The 19,263-nt window shown below is 55.4% G+C and carries 21 protein-coding genes; 9 read left to right on the top strand and 12 right to left on the bottom strand.

Annotated elements, in window-relative coordinates:
• Positions 1-151: 151 nt before the first annotated feature.
• The 7 genes from pstC to RDQ42_RS00075 all read left to right on the top strand — a co-directional run bounded on the left by pstC (position 152) and on the right by RDQ42_RS00075 (position 6,289).
• Positions 152-1,021: a phosphate ABC transporter permease subunit PstC gene (gene pstC / locus RDQ42_RS00105; protein WP_308588043.1), complete on the top strand. Its 870-nt coding sequence runs from the start codon at positions 152-154 to the stop codon at positions 1,019-1,021.
• A 3-nt stretch (positions 1,022-1,024) separates the two neighbouring features.
• Complete coding sequence (gene pstA, locus RDQ42_RS00100) at positions 1,025-1,894, top strand: phosphate ABC transporter permease PstA (RefSeq protein WP_054331682.1); 870 nt, start codon at positions 1,025-1,027, stop codon at positions 1,892-1,894.
• Complete coding sequence (gene pstB, locus RDQ42_RS00095) at positions 1,894-2,652, top strand: phosphate ABC transporter ATP-binding protein PstB (RefSeq protein ID WP_071428219.1); 759 nt, start codon at positions 1,894-1,896, stop codon at positions 2,650-2,652. Before pstA ends, pstB begins: the two co-directional genes overlap by 1 nt.
• A gap of 19 nt (positions 2,653-2,671) precedes the next feature.
• Complete coding sequence (gene phoU / locus RDQ42_RS00090) at positions 2,672-3,328, top strand: phosphate signaling complex protein PhoU (protein ID WP_071428220.1); 657 nt, start codon at positions 2,672-2,674, stop codon at positions 3,326-3,328.
• Positions 3,329-3,346: 18 nt separating this feature from the next.
• Positions 3,347-4,033, top strand: a complete 687-nt coding sequence (locus tag RDQ42_RS00085; RefSeq protein ID WP_071428221.1) for a winged helix-turn-helix domain-containing protein — start codon at positions 3,347-3,349, stop codon at positions 4,031-4,033.
• 3 nt (positions 4,034-4,036) lie between these two features.
• On the top strand, positions 4,037-5,755 hold the full coding sequence (locus RDQ42_RS00080; protein WP_054331683.1) for an ATP-binding protein: 1,719 nt from the start codon (positions 4,037-4,039) through the stop codon (positions 5,753-5,755).
• A 126-nt stretch (positions 5,756-5,881) separates the two neighbouring features.
• Complete coding sequence (locus RDQ42_RS00075) at positions 5,882-6,289, top strand: helix-turn-helix domain-containing protein (RefSeq protein ID WP_231358283.1); 408 nt, start codon at positions 5,882-5,884, stop codon at positions 6,287-6,289.
• 79 nt (positions 6,290-6,368) lie between these two features.
• Here the strand turns inward: RDQ42_RS00075 and RDQ42_RS00070 are convergent, their stop codons facing one another.
• The 10 genes from RDQ42_RS00070 to RDQ42_RS00025 all read right to left on the bottom strand — a co-directional run bounded on the left by RDQ42_RS00070 (position 6,369) and on the right by RDQ42_RS00025 (position 14,402).
• Positions 6,369-6,839 (bottom strand): GNAT family N-acetyltransferase, encoded by a 471-nt coding sequence (locus RDQ42_RS00070; protein ID WP_231358284.1) that lies wholly within the window; start codon positions 6,837-6,839, stop codon positions 6,369-6,371.
• A gap of 15 nt (positions 6,840-6,854) precedes the next feature.
• The gene (locus RDQ42_RS00065) at positions 6,855-7,517 is read right to left on the bottom strand and encodes a thymidine kinase (RefSeq protein WP_074026332.1); all 663 of its coding nucleotides are present in this window, start codon (positions 7,515-7,517) and stop codon (positions 6,855-6,857) included.
• Between the two features lie 124 nt (positions 7,518-7,641).
• Positions 7,642-8,412, bottom strand: coding sequence for an SDR family NAD(P)-dependent oxidoreductase (locus tag RDQ42_RS00060; RefSeq protein WP_054331686.1), 771 nt, complete (start codon positions 8,410-8,412; stop codon positions 7,642-7,644).
• Positions 8,413-8,629: 217 nt separating this feature from the next.
• Positions 8,630-9,352 (bottom strand): hypothetical protein, encoded by a 723-nt coding sequence (locus RDQ42_RS00055; RefSeq protein WP_231358285.1) that lies wholly within the window; start codon positions 9,350-9,352, stop codon positions 8,630-8,632.
• A gap of 15 nt (positions 9,353-9,367) precedes the next feature.
• Positions 9,368-10,072: a DUF5058 family protein gene (locus tag RDQ42_RS00050; protein ID WP_269215286.1), complete on the bottom strand. Its 705-nt coding sequence runs from the start codon at positions 10,070-10,072 to the stop codon at positions 9,368-9,370.
• A 559-nt stretch (positions 10,073-10,631) separates the two neighbouring features.
• The gene (locus RDQ42_RS00045) at positions 10,632-11,597 is read right to left on the bottom strand and encodes an ABC transporter substrate-binding protein (RefSeq protein ID WP_231358631.1); all 966 of its coding nucleotides are present in this window, start codon (positions 11,595-11,597) and stop codon (positions 10,632-10,634) included.
• Positions 11,598-11,681: 84 nt separating this feature from the next.
• Positions 11,682-12,494 (bottom strand): ABC transporter permease, encoded by an 813-nt coding sequence (locus RDQ42_RS00040; RefSeq protein WP_308588040.1) that lies wholly within the window; start codon positions 12,492-12,494, stop codon positions 11,682-11,684.
• Positions 12,487-13,251, bottom strand: a complete 765-nt coding sequence (locus tag RDQ42_RS00035; RefSeq protein ID WP_054331687.1) for an ABC transporter ATP-binding protein — start codon at positions 13,249-13,251, stop codon at positions 12,487-12,489. Before RDQ42_RS00035 ends, RDQ42_RS00040 begins: the two co-directional genes overlap by 8 nt.
• 173 nt (positions 13,252-13,424) lie before the next feature.
• Positions 13,425-13,931, bottom strand: a complete 507-nt coding sequence (locus RDQ42_RS00030) for a DNA-directed RNA polymerase subunit alpha C-terminal domain-containing protein (protein ID WP_071428226.1) — start codon at positions 13,929-13,931, stop codon at positions 13,425-13,427.
• Positions 13,932-14,156: 225 nt separating this feature from the next.
• Positions 14,157-14,402: a sporulation initiation factor Spo0A C-terminal domain-containing protein gene (locus tag RDQ42_RS00025; RefSeq protein ID WP_054331690.1), complete on the bottom strand. Its 246-nt coding sequence runs from the start codon at positions 14,400-14,402 to the stop codon at positions 14,157-14,159.
• Between the two features lie 523 nt (positions 14,403-14,925).
• Between RDQ42_RS00025 and RDQ42_RS00020 the strand changes: the two genes are divergently transcribed.
• Positions 14,926-15,081 carry a ribbon-helix-helix protein, CopG family gene (locus RDQ42_RS00020; RefSeq protein ID WP_054331691.1) on the top strand — a complete coding sequence of 52 codons (156 nt, stop codon included), beginning with the start codon at positions 14,926-14,928 and terminating at the stop codon, positions 15,079-15,081.
• Between the two features lie 351 nt (positions 15,082-15,432).
• Here the strand turns inward: RDQ42_RS00020 and RDQ42_RS00015 are convergent, their stop codons facing one another.
• Together RDQ42_RS00015 and RDQ42_RS00010 are read right to left on the bottom strand one after the other, a co-directional pair.
• Positions 15,433-16,578 carry a DUF3810 domain-containing protein gene (locus RDQ42_RS00015; protein ID WP_054331692.1) on the bottom strand — a complete coding sequence of 382 codons (1,146 nt, stop codon included), beginning with the start codon at positions 16,576-16,578 and terminating at the stop codon, positions 15,433-15,435.
• Between the two features lie 111 nt (positions 16,579-16,689).
• A complete protein-coding gene (locus RDQ42_RS00010) occupies positions 16,690-18,216 on the bottom strand; it encodes a hypothetical protein (RefSeq protein WP_308588037.1) in 1,527 nt (508 codons plus the stop codon).
• 394 nt (positions 18,217-18,610) lie between these two features.
• Here RDQ42_RS00010 and RDQ42_RS00005 point away from each other — a divergent pair.
• A partial coding sequence (locus RDQ42_RS00005; RefSeq protein ID WP_308588036.1) for a YibE/F family protein occupies positions 18,611-19,263 on the top strand: 653 nt, incomplete at its 3' end.

Below are 19,263 nucleotides of genomic sequence, written 5' to 3'. Positions count from 1 at the left end.
GTTTTGCAAGCTCCTTTTTTCCCGCTGGCTGGCGGTGTGCCGCATCCACATGCCGCACATCGCCATTTGGCGTTTTTCGGGCCTTTTTCCTCCAGGCCATTTCCCTATGGGGGAGGGGAGGCCCGCTGCGTAAGTTTATCAGGAGGCGACTATGAACCACAAAACATTCTCGGAACGGCTGATGGAGCCGCTATTCCTCCTTTCGGCTGCCGTGTCCATCGCATCGGTGGTCATGATCTGTGTCTTTTTGTTTGCCAGCGGCCTGCCCGCTATCGCCGAGATCGGACCCTTAGAATTTCTCTTTGGACAAAGGTGGAAACCGGTGGACGTCCCACCTTCCTTCGGCATCCTGTCGATGATTGTGGGAACCTTGTATGTCACCGGCGGGGCCATTGTCCTGGGGGTGCCGGTAGGCATCCTCTGCGCCATCTTTTGCGCTTGCTTCTGCCCCAAAAAGCTGCACAAGGTCATCGGGCCTGCGGTGGGGCTGCTGGCAGGCATCCCCTCCATCATCTACGGGTTCTTTGGCATGCAGTTGGTGGTGCCCTTTGTGCGGACACACTTTGGCGGGAACGGGTTTTCCATCCTATCGGCAGCTATTATCCTGGGAATCATGATCCTTCCCACCATTATTTCCATCAGCGAATCCTCCCTGCGGGCGGTGGACCCCTCCTACCTGGAGGCGGCCTTGGGATTGGGCGCCACCTATGAGGAGGCGGTCTTCCGGGTGGTGCTTCCCGCGGCCAAATCCGGGGTGTTGACCTCTATCATACTGGGGATCGGCCGTGCGGCTGGCGAGACGATGGCGGTTGTCATGGTAGCGGGCGGCGCGGTGATGCCCCTGGATAAAATCGAGCTTTTAAAACCCATCCGCACCCTGACCGCCAACATTGTCACTGAGATGAGCTATTCCTCTGGCCTGCACACCGACGCCTTGATTGCCACCGGGGTGGTGCTTTTTGCCTTTATCATTCTATTGAACCTGCTGCTGGGCGTGCTGCGGGCCAAAAAGGAGGGCTAAACCATGGAGAATACCTTCAAGCAACAGGCGATGATCTACCGCCGCAAACCCTTATCCCTGGTGTTGCGGGGAATCGTATGGGCATGTGGGATCTTCACTGTGGGCATCCTTCTGTTTTTGCTAGGCTTTATCCTGGTAAACGGCCTGCCTTACATCAACTTGGACTTCCTCACCCAGGAGTACAACAGCGAGAACCTCTCCGCCCTGTCCTCCATTGTGGCAACTTTGGAGATGATCTTCTTTTCCCTGCTGTTCTCGGTGCCTGTGGGGGTGTTCAGCGCCGTCTACCTGGTGGAATACGCCCGGCGGGGGAGCCGTCTGGTCAAGATGGTCAAATTGGCGGTGGAGACCCTGGCGGGCATCCCTTCCATTATTTACGGCTTGTTCGGCATGATTCTGTTTGTCACCATGCTGGGCTGGCAGACCTCCATGCTGGCGGGCATCTGCACCTTGTCTATCATGGTGCTGCCGGTGATCATCTCCTCCAGTGAGGAGGCTTTGCGGGCGGTACCGGACAGCTACCGGGAGGGGAGCTATGGCCTGGGGGCAAGCCGGCTGCGCACCGTCTTCGGCATTGTGCTGCCCACTGCGGTGCCGGGCATCCTCTCCGGGGTGATACTGGCCATCGGGCGGATTGTGGGGGAGACCGCCGCCCTCATCTTCACCAGCGGAACCAACGTGGGCAATGTGACTGTGGATGTGATGAAATCCCAGCGGACCTTGGCCATCCACATGTACATGCTGGCCAACGAAGGGCTCCCCCACTCCCGGCAGATGGCCTTTGCCACCGGTTCGATCTTGATCCTGGTGGTGTTGGCTGTGAACCTGGCCGCCTCCAAATTGGCGGCAAAATTGAAAATGGAGCAAAAATAATGAGTGAACCGATCAAATTTTCCATTCAAGATGTCAATCTGTATTACGGAGACTTCCAGGCCCTCCACCACATCTCTTTGGATGTGCCGCAGAACAGCATCACTGCCTTCATCGGCCCCAGCGGCTGCGGAAAGTCCACCATGCTTAAGTCCCTCAACCGGATGAACGACCTAGTGGAGGGCTGCCGCATCGAAGGGGACATCCTGCTGGACGGGGTGGACGTCTACCGCCAGATGGACGCAGTGGAGCTGCGCCGGCGGGTGGGGATGGTGTTCCAGAAACCCAATCCTTTCCCCATGAGCATCTACGACAACATCGCCTACGGGCCCCGCACCCACGGGGTAAAAAGCCGCAGCCAGCTGGATGAGATCGTGGAGGAGAGCCTGCGGGCCGCCGCCATGTGGGACGAGGTGAAAGACCGGCTGAAAAAAAGCGCTTTGGGCCTTTCCGGCGGGCAGCAGCAGCGGCTGTGCATCGCAAGAGCTCTTTCGGTGAAGCCGGAGGTGCTGCTGATGGATGAGCCCACCAGCGCCCTTGACCCCATCTCCACTATGAAAATTGAGGATTTGGTGTTGGAGATCAAGAAGAAATACACTATAATTATAGTGACCCACAACATGCAGCAAGCCACCCGCATATCCGACCGGACGGCGTTTTTCCTCCACGGGGAGGTTGTGGAATACGACGACACCGCCAACCTCTTCTCGATGCCGAAAGACAAGCGCACCGAGGACTATATCACCGGCCGGTTCGGTTAAAGAAAGGGGAAATGGGACGATGAGAACACGGTTTGACCGGGAGCTGGAGACCCTCAACCTGGAAATGATCCAGATGGGGAGCCTTATTGAACGCTCCATTGAATCCACAGTGCAGGCCCTGATTGAGAAGGACGTAGAACTGGCCCAGGAGGTCATCGGCTATGACAAGGACATCGACGATATGGAGCGGGAGATTGAAACCCGCTGCCTGCGCCTTCTTTTGCAGCAGCAGCCGGTGGCGGCAGACCTTCGGCTGATCTCCACCGCCCTCAAAATGATCACCGATATGGAGCGGATCGGCGACAACGCCGCCGACATCGGGGAGATCACCTGCCGCATCGCCCGGGAGGATTACATCAAGGAGCTGCGGCACATCCCCATGATGGCAGAGGCCACCATCCGGATGGTGAAGGGGAGCGTGGACGCTTTTGTCCACCGGGATTTGGAAAAAGCCCAACAGGTCATCGACACCGATGACGAGGTGGATGACCTGTTTGAAGAGATTAAGGCGGAGCTGATCGGCATGATCCACCAGGATGCGGACTGCGGCGCCCAGGCGGTGGACTTTTTGATGATTTCCAAGTATTTGGAGCGGATTGGCGACCACGCGGTCAACATTGCCGAATGGGTGGTGTTCTCCCTGACCGGGGAACACAAGAACCACCGGATCTTATAAAACCAAAGGAGGCGCAACATGGCGCTGATTTATTGTGTGGAAGACGATTTGGGCATCCGGGAACTGGTTCTCTGCGCCCTCGGCACCGCTGGCCATGAGGCCAAGGGATTTGAGAATGCCGACCAGTTTTTTGCCGCAGTGGGGGAACGCCGGCCCCAGATGGCAATTTTGGACATCATGCTGCCGGATACCGATGGCATCACCATCTTAAAAAAGCTTAAAGGGGACCGGGCCACCGCTGACATCGCGGTGGTGATGCTCACTGCCAAAACCTCCGAACCGGATAAGGTGGCGGGGCTGGAGCTGGGGGCGGACGATTACATCGCCAAACCATTTGGGGTGCTGGAGTTCCTGGCCCGGGTGAAGGCGGTGCTCCGCCGGACTGGCAAAAAAGGGGAAGGGGACGGCAATGTCCTCTCCTGCGGGGAGCTGACCTTGGATGTCGACAAGCGGGAGGTTTGGTACGGCAGCCAGGAGATCAGCCTGACCTACAAGGAGTTTGAACTGCTGCGGTACCTTCTGTCCAACCAGGGGTTTGTCCTCTCCCGGGACCAGATCACCGAACGAATCTGGGGATTTGACTTTGAAGGGGAAAGCCGCACCGTCGATATGCACATCAAGGCGGTCCGCCAGAAACTGGATGAGGCCGGATGCCCCTCCATCATCAAGACGGTCCGGGGCGTAGGCTATAAATTGGAGGGATAACCAGTGAAACGACGTATTTTTGGAAGCCTGGTCCTCCTTTCCACCGTTGCAGCGCTGTTGGCGGGGGCGTTCAGTTCGGTTTTGTATTACCGCCTGTATGCTAGGCAGGCAAAATTGGAGCTGCGCACCATCGCCTCCCTGGTCACCCGGGATCAACATCTGGTAGGGGGGGATTATTCTGACCTCATCCGGGAGGCGCTCTCCGCTGTGGAGTACGACCTGCGGGTCACAGTGGTGGATTCCAGCGGCAAAGTGCTGGCAGATTCCCACGCCGACCCCTCCACATTGGAGGAACACGGCAGCCGGCCGGAGATCCGGGAGGCTTTGGAGTCCGGCACAGGGGAAGAACTGCGCCATTCGGACACCCTCTCCCAGGACACGTATTATTACACCTTGCGGCTGCCCGATGGGCGGGTGGCCCGGTTTTCCCGCCCCATCAACAGCATCTATGCCATCTTTTTCTCCACTCTGCCCGCCTTGTGCTTTGTTTTGGCGGCGGTGTTCCTGCTGGCCTGGGCAGTGGCCCGGATGCTGACAGGGCGGATTCTCGCCCCGGTGGAAGGGGAGGCACAGCACTTGAAGGACAGCCTGCTGGATGGAGTGGAATACCGCGCTACCCCGGGGATTTATGAGGAGCTCTCCCCATTTGTGCTGACCATTCGGCAGATCAGCCAGGAGCTGGACCAGCACATCGATGAACTGAAACGGGAGCGGGACGCCATTGGGGTGATCACCGAGAACATGCACGAGGGGCTGATCCTCCTGGACCGGGAGATGAAAGTCCTCTCCATCAACAGCGGCGCCCGCCAGTTCCTCGGGGAAGAAACGGCTGTAGACAAAGGCCGGCACATCCTGGAGTACACCCGGGATTTGGAGTTGATCGACCACATCCGCACGGCCATGGAGACAGGGGACCCCCTCTCCTTTGACCAGCAGAGGGATGGCCGGTACGACCGGTATTTCATCAGCCCAGTCCAAACCGAGGACGGAGCCCTCTCCGGTGCGCTGGTGCTCATTGTGGACATCACCCGGGAAAAGCAGGCGGACATCGCCCGGCGGGAGTTCACCTCCAATGTCTCCCATGAGCTGAAAACCCCGCTGACCACCATCAAAGGCTTTGGGGAGATGCTAGACGAGGGCCTTATTACCAAACCGGCAGATGTGAAGAAATACGGCGGCCTGATCAATCAGGAATCGGTGCGCCTATTGGGGATGATCAACGACCTGCTGCGCCTCTCCCGCATTGAGGAAGGGGCGGGGGTCAGCCTTTCTAAAGTCAACTTGAGGGACTGCGCCCAGCGGGCGCAGCAACAGCTGGCCCGCCAGATCGAGGAGCGCGGAGTGACTGTCACGGTGGAAGGGGATGCCGTCCTCCGGGCGGATGGCGGCTATCTGGATGAACTGGTCTTCAACCTGCTGGAAAATGCAGTCAAGTACAACAAAGCCGGCGGCCGGGTGGAGATCCAGCTGGGGACAGAAGGGCGGTCGGCCGTCCTCACGGTGAAGGATACCGGCGTGGGCATCCCGGAAGGGGATCAGGCCCGGGTGTTTGAACGATTCTACCGGGTGGACCCCAGCCGCAGCAAGGACCGGGGCGGATCGGGCCTGGGGCTTGCCATTGTCAAGCACATTGTGGAGCTGTTCGGCGGCGCCATCGACCTGCAAAGCCAGGTGGGGGAAGGCACCGAAATCACCGTCCGCATCCCCATCCGGGAGGAGTAGCGGTAATTCCCCTGTCCTGGGAAACTGGGGGGAAACCAGCAGTCGGCCGCTGGAAACCATTGGTCGGTTGCGCAATTGTCCTGGGAATGGTATGCTGTAGTCATCAAGCGGACGGAGGGCAATGGGATGAACAACCAAACGATGGGAGCTATGGTTGCGGCGTTGCGCAAAGAAAAGGGAATGACCCAGGCGGATCTGGCGGCCCGGATGGGGGTCACCGACAAGGCGGTCTCCAAATGGGAGAGGGACCTCTCCCTGCCGGATGTCCACTCCATCCCTAAGTTGGCCCAGGTTTTAGGGATCTCGGTGGAGGAGCTGATGGGGAGCGCTGCGCCAAGCGGGGAGGGGAGGAAGCCCCTCCAGCCCCTGGTTCTCCTGGTGGTCAAAGCGGTCGCCTTGGCCATGGGGGTCAGTGTCACAGTGCTGTCCATCCTGGGAAATCTCAGCACATCCACCGGGTTCATCCTATTGGGCATTGGCCTGACCTGCGTTGGCATCTGCCTTTTGCAGGAGAAAAACAGACCAGGGCAATAACTGAGGCTTACAAATCCATACAAAAAAGGACCAGCCTTCCCAAGGGGGAGGGATGGTCCTTTGCCGTGTATATGGGATTCTAGTTTTGTCCCAGGGGGAGGCGCATAGTGGTCATCACCGGGGAAAAGCCCTCCCGTTCATAGAGTTCCGCTGCCCGAAGGTTGCTGTTGAGAACCCCCAATTCCAGATAGGCGTGGCCGCGTTTTTCACTCCAGCGGCGGGCGGCCCGGATTAACTGGGTGCCGATCCCTTGGCTCCGCTGGCCGGATTCCACCACCAAATCCATGAGATAGCCGTAGGTGTGGGGCACCAGGCAGTCGTATGGGGCGGTGTGCATCTCGGTCAGCAGCACCAAGCCCAGGACCTCCTCCCCCTCCTTGGCGACCAATAGGGCGGAAAGGTCATGCTCCAGTATTTTCTCCAAAAATTCCTGGTTTTGATCCGCAGGCTGAAAATACGCAGGCTCTAAGAGGGCCATGCGGCAGAACAGCTCCCGGTATAGCAGGCGAACCCCCTCCAAATCCCCCTTTGTGGCGGCACAGATCTCCATGGGAAAACCCCTCCTCTAATCCAGTTTGACCAGATTTTCTTTCACAACGCACAGGCGGCAGCGGGGCTCATAGGATTCGCTGTCCCCAATGACCACCAGCCGCTCATCCTCTTCCGTACGGGAGATGGGCTTGCCGTCCACCAGCCGCTGGGTGTACATAGCGGGCCGGCCGCAGCATTTGCAGAAGGCGCTTTTGGTGACAATTTCATCGGAAAAGAGAAGCAGGGTGCCGATGCAGCCAAAAGGCCTGCCTAGGTAATCCAGGTTTAGGCCCGCTACGATGACGTGTTTGCCCTCTTGGAGTAGAAGCTCTACAATCCCCACCAGCTCCTGGGAGAAGAACTGGGCCTCGTCAAAGGCGACCATATGGGCATCCTGGCAGGGGGCGAGGATCTCCCCAGGAATATCCACCTGGGAGAGGTCTTGGTGGATGGAATGGGCCTTCATCCGCAGCCCGATCCGGCTGACCACCTCATCGTCGCTAAACCGGTTGTCCAGCCGGGGCTTGAACACCTCCACATGTTTGTTTTGGTATTCCCTAGCCTGGAGGCAGCGTTTGATGAGCTCACCGCTTTTCTCTGAGAACATCGGACCAATGATTGTGGTCAAAAATCCAGCTTTTCCATCGTTGTACAACAAAACGTTTCTCTCCTTCTGGGAAAATCGGCAGGAATCCACTGCAAACTTCCTCCAGTTTACCACATTTTGCGGATGGAATCAATGACGGCGCCTTTGATCTGGATGGAAAAGAGGCACCCCCGAAATTTGGGAGCACCTCTTAATTGGAACAAAAAGAAGAAGGCTATGGCCGGCGGCCGCTTCCGCCTTGGAGGGAGATGGTTTCGCCAGTAATATAGGCGGCATCTTCAGAGGCGAGGAATACGCAGACTCGGCCGATATCGGTTTCCGGATCGCCGAAGCGCCCAAGGGGGATATCCGAGATGGTCTTTTCATACAAAGCGGGGTAAGCTTCTCTCCACTGCTCCAGACTCTTGGTCATGGCAAGAGGGGCGACAATGTTGACCCGGACGCCATCAGGGCCCCACTCTGCCGCAGCTACCCGGGAGAGACCGCGGATACCCTCTTTAGCCGCAGCATAGGAAGACTGGCCTACTTTTCCGACGATTCCGGCGCCGGAGGCAAAGTTGACCACAGAGCCTTTGCTCTCTTTGAGATAGGGGTAACAGGCTTTCATATAGAAGAAAGTGGCGTACAGGCCGGAGTAGATGGCCTGGTCAAAATCTTCCTTGGTGTGGTCCACCAGCAGGACGCCTGATTTGGAATTCTGAGCATTGTTGACCAAAGTGTCGATACGGCCGAAAGCCTCCATGGCTTTCTCTGCCACAAGCTGTGCAGAAGCCTCATCGCCGCCGTCGGCGACAACAGTCAGCACTTTGATGCCGTAGTCTTTCTCCAAGGAGTCTTTTGCCTTTTCCAAGGTGGAAGGGGTGCGCCCAGTCAGCACAAGGTTCGCTCCCTCTTTGGCGAATGCTGTGGCCACGCCAAAACCGATGCCTTTGCCTCCTCCGGTGATAATGACCGTTTTATTGTGCATTTTGCCTTTGCAATCCATAAATTCACATCCCTTTATTGGATAATATTTTTATTTGATTGTAGTGTACCATAAAAGTATAAATTTGAAAATAGATATTTCAAAAAAAATTTAAAAACTCAGATTTTTATAGGAGCCTCTAAAAAAGAATCAGTATTATTGGTTAATATATTAACGGATAGGCGGAAATAAAAAACCGGCCTTCCAACAGAAAGCCGGTTTTTGGAAAAACAGAAACTTAATCTTTTTTGATGGGGGTGACTTTGATCCAACCCTTTTTAAAGAAGACATAAGCGCTCAGCAGGGTCAGAGGGATACAAGCCAACAGGGCAAAACCTTCTTTACCTTTGATGGGGTGAATCAGGTAGTTGAACAGGATGATGGCGATCAGAGGAGGAACCATAGCCAGAGGCTTATTCTGAATCATATAGTCACCGGATTTTTTACCTAGGATGGTACCGACAACCAGGCTGCCAAATAGAGCGGGAAGCATATAGGCAGTAGCGGTCTTTACCAGGGGGTGGGTCAGAATGGGCTGCAGGGGGGTCAGCATAACGACACCGAGGGCAACCACGATCATAGTGACCATAGAGGAAACGGCAACACCGATGCAGGAGACGGCGTCGCCAAGGTCGGTACCCTGGGAAGCGCCAGTCAGATCCAGAGCATTGAGCACACAGGGGATCTTCAGGTTCTGTACGTTACCGGTGATAAAGCAGATGTAGCAGGAAGAACCCAGCATGGGGGTGAAGCTGATAACCTCCGAAAGGGCGGTGGGCACATACATCGTCAGAAGGCCCATAGCGCCAACGACTACTTGGTTGAAGCTGGGCATAATGTCATAGATGGCGCACAGAACTAGGGGAATGCCAAGCATAAAACCAATGGCGATAACGGTGCCGATACGGCCTATATTATGGGCTGTATTTACATATTCACTGATACCAGGATGTTTGCTCATTGTTCACTTACCTCCTTAACCCAAAAGTTTGGTCCACAGAATAGCGCTCGCCATACCGACAATCAGCGAGTCAGCCATAGTGAAGTTGCTCAGCCAACGGATGCCGTACTTTTTGACAGCCCAGTTGTGCAGGTAGGTACACAAAGCCGAGGTTAACAGGGTAGCAGTGGCGACCGAACCCATGAAGATGCTTCGGGCAGGCAGGAATACAGAGTGCATAGCCATGGTGAAGCAAGCCATCATCAGCGCGCCCCACTCACCGTTGGATGCGCTGTATTCCATGGTGCTGAGGTGGATTTTCTTACCAATGAACAAGCAGCCCACAACGCCGCCGATGATGCCGATACTCATAGAGAGCATAACCGAACCGACAACCGATACGTCGTTGGCGGCGACCAGGGCAGCCAGGGAGTCATACCCGGCGCCGATGGCGGCCATATCTGCAGCGACCAATTCGTAACTCACCGAACCGATGACCGACAGACGGAACCAGGACCACGGAACGCCCAAAACGGTGGACAGGGAGAACAGGCCGATGACAACAGACAGAGAGGGGATGATGGTGTAAATTGTGGAAGATTTCACAATATCCATCAACTGGCTTTTCGTCATTCCCAAAGACAAGCAGTGTTTCCATGCACGCTGCATCATAAACACGCACATCAGGAATACATAGCCCAAGCCGATCATTACCATTATGTAAAGCGGCTTGCTGTTCATTACTTCTAAGAATCCCATTACAATTCATCTCCTTACTGATTAAATGCCTCTCTTCGATAGCTGGATTGTAAAGCTTGGACCCCCCTTTCTCCCTTGGCCTCATTGGCGTAAAGAAATATTTTCACACTAATAACAATTTACCTTATTGTAGCATGATTTTTTTGGAATGGGTAGTATTTATTGAAAAAAAATAGCTTCTGATCCATTTTTTATAGATTCTGACAATAATTTCAAAATAAATCGTTATTAGTTTACAAATACTTCATACTTTTCTCCGCCCACAGAGGGTGAAGAATGAGAAAAATTTCTCAATATGGGAATGTTGTCCGAAAATTAGGAATGGGGACTGGCACTTTTACAGAAACTTTTGGACAGGATGCTGCAAATATTGCATTGAGAATCAGAAAATAGTTACAGACAAGCACAGGCCCCATCCTTGTTTTACCTGAAACCATCTGTTGATCCGGTTAAGCGGGACATATGTAGGCTCCTACAGGTAAAGGGAATGAAAAAATCCCCCTGCGCCGTAGCACAAGGGGATTTTCTGCAAGAGGGTATTTTATTTGCCGAGGGCCTCTACCGCAGCCTTGGCAAAACAGTTGTTGACAACTTTGTCATAGGAAGCTTTCTGGTCCAGTTCCCCAGCGGAGGTCATCACCGTCTGGAGCAGGTCGAAGGAGCTCTCCTTCATGATGGGATCAGTGCTCCAGGCGCCAATCTCCTGGTACCGGCGGGCGACGGTGGCCAAAAGGGCTTCGTCGGTGTCGGGGAAGGAGGGGGCGATGGCTTTGGCGATCTCCTCCGGGGTGTGGGTGGCAACCCACTGCTGCCCTTTGTAAATGGCGTTGGTGAAATGTTGGATTAGGGCAGGGTCTTTCTCGATCAGCTCTTTGCTGGCAAAGTAGGCGGTGTAGGGGATCTCACCAGCCTCTTCGCCCACCGAGGCGACGATGTAACCTTTGCCTTCCGCCTCAATCATCGAGGCAGTGGGTTCGAACATGGTGACATAGTCGCCAGTGCCCGCGGTGAAGGCGCCAGTCATAGCTTCGAACTTGATGCTGTCGTCAAAGATGACGTCCTCACCGGGGGTGAGGCCCTTGCTCTTCACCACATATTCCAGAGCCATGTAGGGGACACCGCCCTTCCGTCCGGGTAGGATGGTTTTTCCCTCCAGCTGGCTCCAGTCAAAATCCGGCTCCGGCTGCCGGCCCACCAGGAAGGAACCATCCCGCTGGGTCAGCTGGGCGAACACCTGGGGGTGGTTTTCCCGGCCTTCGTTGACCACATAGATGGTGGCTTCCGGCCCGGCAAAGCCGATGTCGATATGTCCAGACAGCACCGCCGACATGACTTTATCGGCACCCTGGCCGTTGGAAAGCTCGATTTCAATGCCCTCTTCTTCAAAGAAGCCCAGGTTGATGGCCGCGTATTGGGGGGCGTAGAACACCGAGTGGGTCACCTCGCTGACTGTGACCTTGGTCAGAGGGGTTTCGGTTTCAGAGGGCTGCTGGGAACATCCCATCATGGACGCGCCTACAAAGGCGGCTGCCAGCAGCATTGCCAGAGGTTTTTTGAACTGTTTCAACTGCAAAACTCCCTTCGGTTGGAATCAGCCCAGGTGGCTGATTCGTTTGGATACATATTTTTCAAGGATTACCACCGCTTGGTAGAGGACGGCGGCCATCACTGCCAAAATAATGACGCTGGTCATCACAAGATCCAGCTTGAACCCCTGCCCGCCGTAGACGATCAGGTACCCCAGCCCCGCTTTGGAGACTAGGAACTCCCCAGCGATGACCCCTACCAGCGACAGGCCGATGTTGATCTTTAGGGAATTGAAAAGGGTGGTCAGATTGGAGGGAAAGACGATCTTCTGCAAAATTTGCATCCGGCTGGCCCCGAAGGTGCGGGCCATTTTGATCTTTTCTGGGTCGGTGGCGAGAAAGCCATTGAGCATTTCCAGCACGGTTACGATCAGCGAGATGGCCAGGGCCATGACGATGATAGCTTGGGTACCCGCCCCCACCCAGATGATGATCACTGGGCCCAAGGCGATTTTTGGCAGGCTGTTGAGCACCACCAGATAGGGTTCCATCACTTGGGAGAGGAAATCCGACCACCACAGGGCAACGGCCAATAAAGTGCCTCCGCAGGCCCCCAACAGGAAGCCGGTGAGGGTCTCATAACAGGTGACCCCCAGGTGAAGGGGCAGGTCGTTGGCGGAGAGGTTCAAAAAGGTTTTGACGATCCGGCTGGGCTGGCTCATGAGGAAGCTGTCGATGACGCCCAGGTTTGCGAGGATCTCCCAGCTGGCAATGAGCGCTGCCAGGATAAAAATCTGGGTGAAGAGGACCGACGTCTTGCGGATTTTTTTCTTCTTAAGATACTCCCTGCGCTCTTTGGAGAGTGTGGCGTTAGACATGGACATCAAGCTCTTTCCAGATTAAATTGAAGTATTGGTTGAATTTTGGGTCGTCCCGGCAGGCCAGGGGGGAACGGTTGGGGCCGAAATCAATGGCGTGGATGTTTTTAATTTTTGCCGGACGCCTAGTCAGAACAAGAACCCGGTCGGACATACTGATGCTCTCCGGGATGTCATGGGTCACCATGATAGCGGTGATATTCTCCCCCTTTAAAATGCGGTAGACATCATCGGTCACCGCCAGGCGGGTTTGGTAATCCAAAGCGGAGAAAGCTTCATCCAGCAGAAGGAGCCGGGGCCGGGTGGCCAAGGTGCGGATCAGCGCAGCCCGCTGGCGCATCCCGCCGGAGAGCTGGGCTGGGTATTTGTCCCGGAATTCCCACAAACCATAGGTTTTCAAAAGCTCCTCGGCATAGGCTACCGATTCTTTATCCAGTTGATGCTGAATTTCCAGGCCCAACAGGACGTTTTTATAAATGGTCCGCCAGTCCAGCAGGTTATCCCGCTGAAGCATATATCCCACGTTGGGGTTGATCCCATCCACCGGTTTGCCCGCCAGGGTCACGGTGCCGTGGGTGGGGGTGAGAAGACCCGAGAGAATGGACAACAGGGTGGATTTGCCGCAGCCGCTAGGGCCGACGACACTGATAAATTCGCCTTGCTGCACGGTAAAACTCAGGTCGTCAATGGCGGTTATCTCTCCGTTGGCGGCCTGATACTTTCCTACTATTTTATCGACTTTGAGTATTTCCTGCATTTGCATCACCTCGCTGTGTCACCTGGGAGGAAACCAGGTGTTTGCTACCATTGGTATGCCAAAATGGAAAGATGGGTGCATAGGGAATGTGGCTTACCGGCTATCCTATGCCGGGGGGAAGGGAAGAGTTCACCCCGCTGCCGGGCAGCAAAAAAGGGAGCCGAAGCTCCCGATTATGTATTCAAATACCGGTTGTGCAGCTTGCGGGGATACTGTTCATCGTAATGGCCGATGGCAAAGGCCACTGCCTGCCAGCTTTTGCCCTCCAGATACCGCTTGGCAAAGATAAGCCGCAACCGGCTGTCCGGGATGGTCTGCAAAAAATCCTCCAGCCACTGTATCTCCTTGAGGCAGCGCATCCTGGCTTCCCGGCACTTCTCCCGGATTTTTTCCATCTCCACTGGGTCGGAAGCGGTGTCCTTTTCCAGTTCCCGCAGCCGCTTTTGGTAGCTCTCCGCCTCTTTTTTCAGGGCCAGAAATTGGGAAAGCTCCTGTTTCGTTGGCTTGCGGGGTACGGCGCTGCCCTTCCTTTGGATCTCCGCTGCTGCCCGGACGCCAATCCCCCGCAGGGACAGCAGTTCGCTCAACCCCAATCCCTGCAGCTGTTCCATCCGGTGGATGCCATTGCGCTTTAATGCGTTTTGTGTTCGAGTCGAAAAGCCCATTTCTTCTACATTCATCGTCATTCCTCCTTGTCCCTGTTGCAGCGGCAGTTTTGCATGATATAAACTGAAATGGAAAATTACTTTATGTGATAATTATACCAGTACAAAGAGGGAATGTCAACCACAAAATGAAATAAAATTTCTGTACGTGTTTGACGAACCATACGAAAAAGCCGTCCCTAGTGCGGCCCAGGGACGGCTTTTTCGTTATATTAGGGTAGGTAAAAGTGGTGGGGCATGTTAATGGATGGGTTTTGTATCCTGTTCGCGGAGATGGGCGACAAAACTCGCCAAGTATGGGATAAACTCCTCCACGGTGGGGATTTCCCCCTTGTGGGGGATGTTGTCCAACATGGAGCGGATCAACGGGCTTTGATCCTGTTTGCTGTATATGTCCAGGATGGCAAGCTGCATCTGTTCCCGCACGTATTCCGGGGACACCTTGTCTTTCCGGGCGATCTCTTTTAGAATATCATCTATATACATGGCGATGCCTCCTTTTTTAAGATTTTATGGGGCGCTGCACGGCCCCAAACCCTAGCTACAAGGGGCTATGCCTGCCCCTTGAACCCCAGGTCGGGTGGGTTTTAACAAGATTCCATCTTGCAATAGTTTGTGGGGGCACGCACCCCCAAAGCCTAGCTACAAGGGGCTATGTCTGCCCCTTGAACCCCAGGCCCTCCTTTCTTACAGAAGAAAGGAGGCGAAAGACTGCCGGGGAGACCCCGGTCCCCCACTTCGCGGCAACTGGTACGCTCGGAAGATTTCCCTTAGAGGCTCTCCACGCCTCGAGCGGGAAATCTTTCCGCTAACGCGGATGCCCTCGCGGCACGATCGAAGTCAGTACGGTCAGCATCAGCTGACTGTGCCCCCTTAAAAATCCCCCTGCGCGTTTAGGAGGGGGAATTGAATCATTCAACGATATTATTTTATATTACTTTGTATTAAAAGTCAATACTTAGGATCATATTATAGTATTATCTTATTGATGAAAAAAGGGGGGATTACTATGAGACCGCTAAAGCAGAGGGTTAGCCTTACTTTGGATGAGGATGTCATTGAAAGCGTCAAGCTTTTAGCGGAGGAATGTGATCGCTCATTTTCTCAATATGTAAACTTAGTTTTGAAAGAGCATCTTGCACAAAAGAAGGAAAAACAACAATAAAAAACAAAACCCATTCATGTAGTTGAATGGGTTTTTCTTATACAACTATAGTTCCCCTTGGCAGAGGGGGTTTTTTAAGGGGGGCCGGACTTCGACCGTGCCGCGAGTGGTTCGGCCCCCCTTAAATGTGCTTTTTCCCTCCCTTTTTTCACACAAAAAAGGGAGCGCGGGGTGCAGGGGTGCGCAACGCCCTGCATATCCACTGCAAGATGGAATCTTGTTCTGCACCGGGGTGCAGGGGTGACAGGCGCCCTGCATAACCTCGGGGGTGTGGGGGCTGGAAGCCCTAGGAAATCAGGGTCATAGGGTGACAAGCCCTAGAAAATGGGTTGTAGGGGTGAAAGGCCCCTTTCACTCCACCCCATGCTTGGCCCGGTAGTTGGCCAGCAGAAGATCCACCATCCGGCCGTAGCTGGCCACCCCGTCGGTCTGGCGGTTGGCCTTTAAATAGGTGTCGTTGACCTTGTCGGAGACCTCCGCCACTGGGCCTTCAAACTGGGCCCAATAGCGGGATTGAGCGGCAAAATCCCGCTGCACCCCAGGGGAATAGGTGGCGTAGAGTTCACAAAACCGCTCATAATCCGCCTGATACAAGGTGTTCATGGCATACATGGCCGCCATGGAGGCCCCGCTGTATTGGATGGCTTGGTCCTCCGACTCCATGCAGGCCAGATAGGCGATAAAGTTGGCTTCATCTTCCCGCATAAAGCCCCGCAGATGCGCTTGTTCATGGCACATGGTGAAAGGGAGGGTGAAATCCGGCACGTCGATGTTGACATTGGCCTCCATGCTCCAACAGGTGAACACCCCAGTGATTTGGGTATAGGACCACAAATGGGAGAGCAGCACCGGTTTGGGCGGGCTGTAATCCCCTCCGAGGGCAGGGATTTCCTGTGCCAAGCGGTGGAATCCAGTCCGGCTGGCTTTGCCGGTGGCAAAGACCGATTTTTCCAGCTGGAACACCCCTTCTTCGTCTTCGGGGAGGCCTTCCCGCAAGCGGTTGGCGTCAGCGATCAAATCCACGCAGGCGAGGGCCAGTTCCTCTGCACTGCTGGGCCGGACGGTGAGCCCTGCATGCCAGGCAAAGGGCATCCGGCTGTAATTGACCCCACAGGTGACGACAAAAATAAAATAGAAGCCTGCGGCCACTGCCAGCAAAGTGGAGAGGAGGTTGAGAAGCCTTTGCCGTTGTTCCCCAGGGGAGCGCACCGCCTTGCGGATGGAGAGAACCACCCAGGCAACGGCGGCGGGGATGCCAAGCACCACCGTGAACTCCGCCAAGGAGAGGGGGACAAGGCCGGTGATCCGGTTGAACATTTGGGATAGGATGGGGTAATACCCCCCGCTGAAAAGCCGCTCAGTCCGCTCCGGATCCTGGCTGGCAAACTGGGAAAGGCCCATCCCCAGGGGGACCAGCAGAAGGAAGAGAAGCCTCCGGGGGAGGCGCAGTTTTTCCCGGAGAGGAGCGCTGGGGGTAGATGGATGGGAAATGATCACAGAAAAGCCCTCCGTTTTTTAGGAATCTACTTCTTATTCTATCAAAAATTAGAGGAGAGGAAAAGACAGAAAAAAACCGCCCGGGAAAGCCCCAGGCGGGAAAAAAGCGGTTTATACAGCAGCCAAGGTGAAAAAGGCCGCCAGCAGGAGGCCGCCGCACAGGCCGCTGGTCACCAGCGATCCGGACAGGTACTGCACCACCCGGCAGAGGAGCAGCACCGCCCATAAAGTGGCGAGGCCGATGACACAGATGAGCACCCCGGACCAGTAGTTGATGGGGACACAGAATGCGCCAGCCGCCGCAAGGGGCAGGAACTGGACCAGCTGCAACCCAATCCGCACTGGAAGGGAGATTTTAAACTCCTCCATCACCAGGGATTCGTAGGTGAAAAGGCCGGAGGCCAGCCCGCAGATGGGCAGGGCGATGGCAAAGGCGATCCAGTGGGGGAGGGAAGCATCCCAACCCATGAAGCCGCTGCGGGCGAGGACAACACCCCACAAAAAGGTGACAGCGGTGAGAAGGAGGCTCAAACCGACCCTCTTGCCGCCCAACGGGGCGAGGGGAGGACGGGCAAGGGTAGAGACTCCAGGCATTTTCCCAGACCGGTACAGGTAGCAGGAGAGCCCTGCGTTGGCCGCCAGCCAGGAGAGAAAGGCGATGGAAAGCAGGGGGAGCTCCAGAGGGAGCAGCCACAGCACCCCAAAGATCACCGCTGCAAGGGGGAGAGCCAGCTGCCAGTACAGGGATTTGCGGGTGATATAACGGCCGGAAGGGGCCCCTTTCACCGACAGAAGGGAATAGCTGACCTCCAGGGCGCTGTGGGAGAGCTGGCGGTACAAAAAGACCATGGCAAGCCCCCAGAAAAGGTAAAGGCCTGCCCAGAGGAGAGGACGCACAGTGGAGCCGGGGGAGACCTCTGGGATTTGAATGGCGTAGGTGTCCCACAGCCACTGGGAGAATGCAGTGGTGATTTCCCGGGAATAGGTGTTGTGGGCGTGGAATACCCCGGAGACAATTCGAAGGGAGATGTCTTGCTGGTCCGCTTTGATGCCAAAACCGGTGGCCAAAATCTCATCCCCGGAAAGGCTGTTGTACAGCTGAGCCAGCTGTTCCGGAGGGGCAACGTCGTCAGAAGTGGTGCCCAAAATCAAGGTGGGGAGGGTGATTTCCCCCGGTTCAAAAGCTTCTGGGCTGGTGAGCGGGGCAAAGAGGGCCAAACCCGCGCCGGCTTCGCCACCCTCCAGATAAGCGGCCTCCTCCAGCAGGGTCTGGGAAGCTCGTCCATAGGCGGCCAAAAGGATGTCCTCCTCCTCCACTCCCGCGGTGTTGGAGAGGGCCTCCATGGCAAAGGCCAGGTCTACCTCCTCCAGGTTGAGGGTAAGCACCGGAAGATCCGCCTCCTGGGCCAGACGGATGATGGGTTTGAGACGGTACCGCTCCGAGCCCTCCGGCTCCGCCAGCAGCAGTGCAAACCCTTGGGAGGGGGAAGCAGGGTAATAAGAGCCGATGCTCTCCCCTTGGTAGGATAGGCTGCTCCGCCCCTGATCAAGGGGCAGGTCGAGGATGACCAATGCGGCGGCGACCAGCACGGCCAGGGCGATAAGAAGGGTTGATAGGTGTTTATCTTGCAGTTTCATAACAATCTCCTGTCAAGCAGTTGTCTCGTATTACATTGAAATTAGATTAACCGGTTTGGGGTCAACTATGATAAGGCGGAAGAATCCTCAGACATTTGACGACTCTATTATATCATATTGCGATATAGTTGACCAGGGGGAAAACCCCTTCCTTTGGGGATTCCCCCACCGGATTGGAGGGGTGTGTTTTCAGCTTATTGTACAAAAGATTTGTCAAAAAACACAAAAAGACCGCAGTTTCCCCGTCAAGGCCGGCCAGGCAGGGCTTGGTTAAGATGCAATCCACAAAAGCCCGCGGAGCGCAAAAACCGCCATCCGTAGAAAACCTGCATCCCCTGCCTCCCTTGCGCAATGGGGCGATTTGTGTTATTTTAGCAAAGAAAGGGATGAGATTTTGAAGAAAAAAACTGTACAATACACCGCACTGATCCTTGTTTCCATCCTTCTTTTGCTAGTTGGGAACCGCGTCGCCACCAGCGATAACCCCTATTTTGGCGGGGGCTATTCCTCCGACAGCTACTACCGGGCCAAAATTCTCCGGTTCACCAAGGTGGAAAGCCAGGTGGAGGAATTTGGCGGCATGCAGAACCACTACACCCAGCTGGAAATGGACGTCCTCCTACTGGAAGGGGTGATGAAAGGGGAGACGGTTTCCATCTCCCATCGGGTGGACGAGGATTTGACCGCCAAGCCCTACCCCTACACCGAAGGGGAAAAGGTGTTGGTCACCTTTGACTTTGATCAGGATGACAATGTGGTCTGGTACCTGGCTGACCACCTGCGGGAGGGGTACCTCTTCGCCTTGGTGGGGGCGTTTTTGTTCCTTCTCATCCTGTTTGGCCGCAGGCAGGGGGTCAACACCGTCCTCTCCTTGGCCCTTACAGTGGCGGCGGTGTTTTTTGTGATGCTGCCCGCCATTATCAAGGGATATAACATCTATTGGGTCACCTTTTTGGTCAGCTGCTACATCATCGTCATGACACTTGGGGTGGTCATCGGCTTCAGCCCCAAAAGCTTCTCCGCGGCGGTGGGATGCATCGGCGGGGT

Origin of the sequence: uncultured Merdimmobilis sp. (assembly GCF_902471145.1) — a bacterium.
GTDB lineage: Bacteria > Bacillota > Clostridia > Oscillospirales > Ruminococcaceae > Merdimmobilis > Merdimmobilis hominis.
This window is presented reverse-complemented; position numbering and strand designations above follow the sequence as displayed.

Bases quoted from the DNA above. Each gene is read 5' to 3' on its own strand.
- pstC (WP_308588043.1), top strand. From the start codon at position 152: ATGAACCACAAAACATTCTCGGAACGGCTGATGGAGCCGCTATTCCTC.
- pstA (WP_054331682.1), top strand. From the start codon at position 1,025: ATGGAGAATACCTTCAAGCAACAGGCGATGATCTACCGCCGCAAACCC.
- pstB (WP_071428219.1), top strand. From the start codon at position 1,894: ATGAGTGAACCGATCAAATTTTCCATTCAAGATGTCAATCTGTATTAC.
- phoU (WP_071428220.1), top strand. From the start codon at position 2,672: ATGAGAACACGGTTTGACCGGGAGCTGGAGACCCTCAACCTGGAAATG.
- RDQ42_RS00085 (WP_071428221.1), top strand. From the start codon at position 3,347: ATGGCGCTGATTTATTGTGTGGAAGACGATTTGGGCATCCGGGAACTG.
- RDQ42_RS00075 (WP_231358283.1), top strand. From the start codon at position 5,882: ATGAACAACCAAACGATGGGAGCTATGGTTGCGGCGTTGCGCAAAGAA.
- RDQ42_RS00070 (WP_231358284.1), bottom strand. From the start codon at position 6,839: ATGGAGATCTGTGCCGCCACAAAGGGGGATTTGGAGGGGGTTCGCCTG.
- RDQ42_RS00060 (WP_054331686.1), bottom strand. From the start codon at position 8,412: ATGGATTGCAAAGGCAAAATGCACAATAAAACGGTCATTATCACCGGA.
- RDQ42_RS00055 (WP_231358285.1), bottom strand. From the start codon at position 9,352: ATGAGCAAACATCCTGGTATCAGTGAATATGTAAATACAGCCCATAAT.
- RDQ42_RS00050 (WP_269215286.1), bottom strand. From the start codon at position 10,072: ATGAACAGCAAGCCGCTTTACATAATGGTAATGATCGGCTTGGGCTAT.
- RDQ42_RS00045 (WP_231358631.1), bottom strand. From the start codon at position 11,597: ATGATGGGATGTTCCCAGCAGCCCTCTGAAACCGAAACCCCTCTGACC.
- RDQ42_RS00040 (WP_308588040.1), bottom strand. From the start codon at position 12,494: ATGTCTAACGCCACACTCTCCAAAGAGCGCAGGGAGTATCTTAAGAAG.
- RDQ42_RS00035 (WP_054331687.1), bottom strand. From the start codon at position 13,251: ATGCAGGAAATACTCAAAGTCGATAAAATAGTAGGAAAGTATCAGGCC.
- RDQ42_RS00030 (WP_071428226.1), bottom strand. From the start codon at position 13,931: ATGAATGTAGAAGAAATGGGCTTTTCGACTCGAACACAAAACGCATTA.
- RDQ42_RS00025 (WP_054331690.1), bottom strand. From the start codon at position 14,402: ATGTATATAGATGATATTCTAAAAGAGATCGCCCGGAAAGACAAGGTG.
- RDQ42_RS00020 (WP_054331691.1), top strand. From the start codon at position 14,926: ATGAGACCGCTAAAGCAGAGGGTTAGCCTTACTTTGGATGAGGATGTC.
- RDQ42_RS00010 (WP_308588037.1), bottom strand. From the start codon at position 18,216: ATGAAACTGCAAGATAAACACCTATCAACCCTTCTTATCGCCCTGGCC.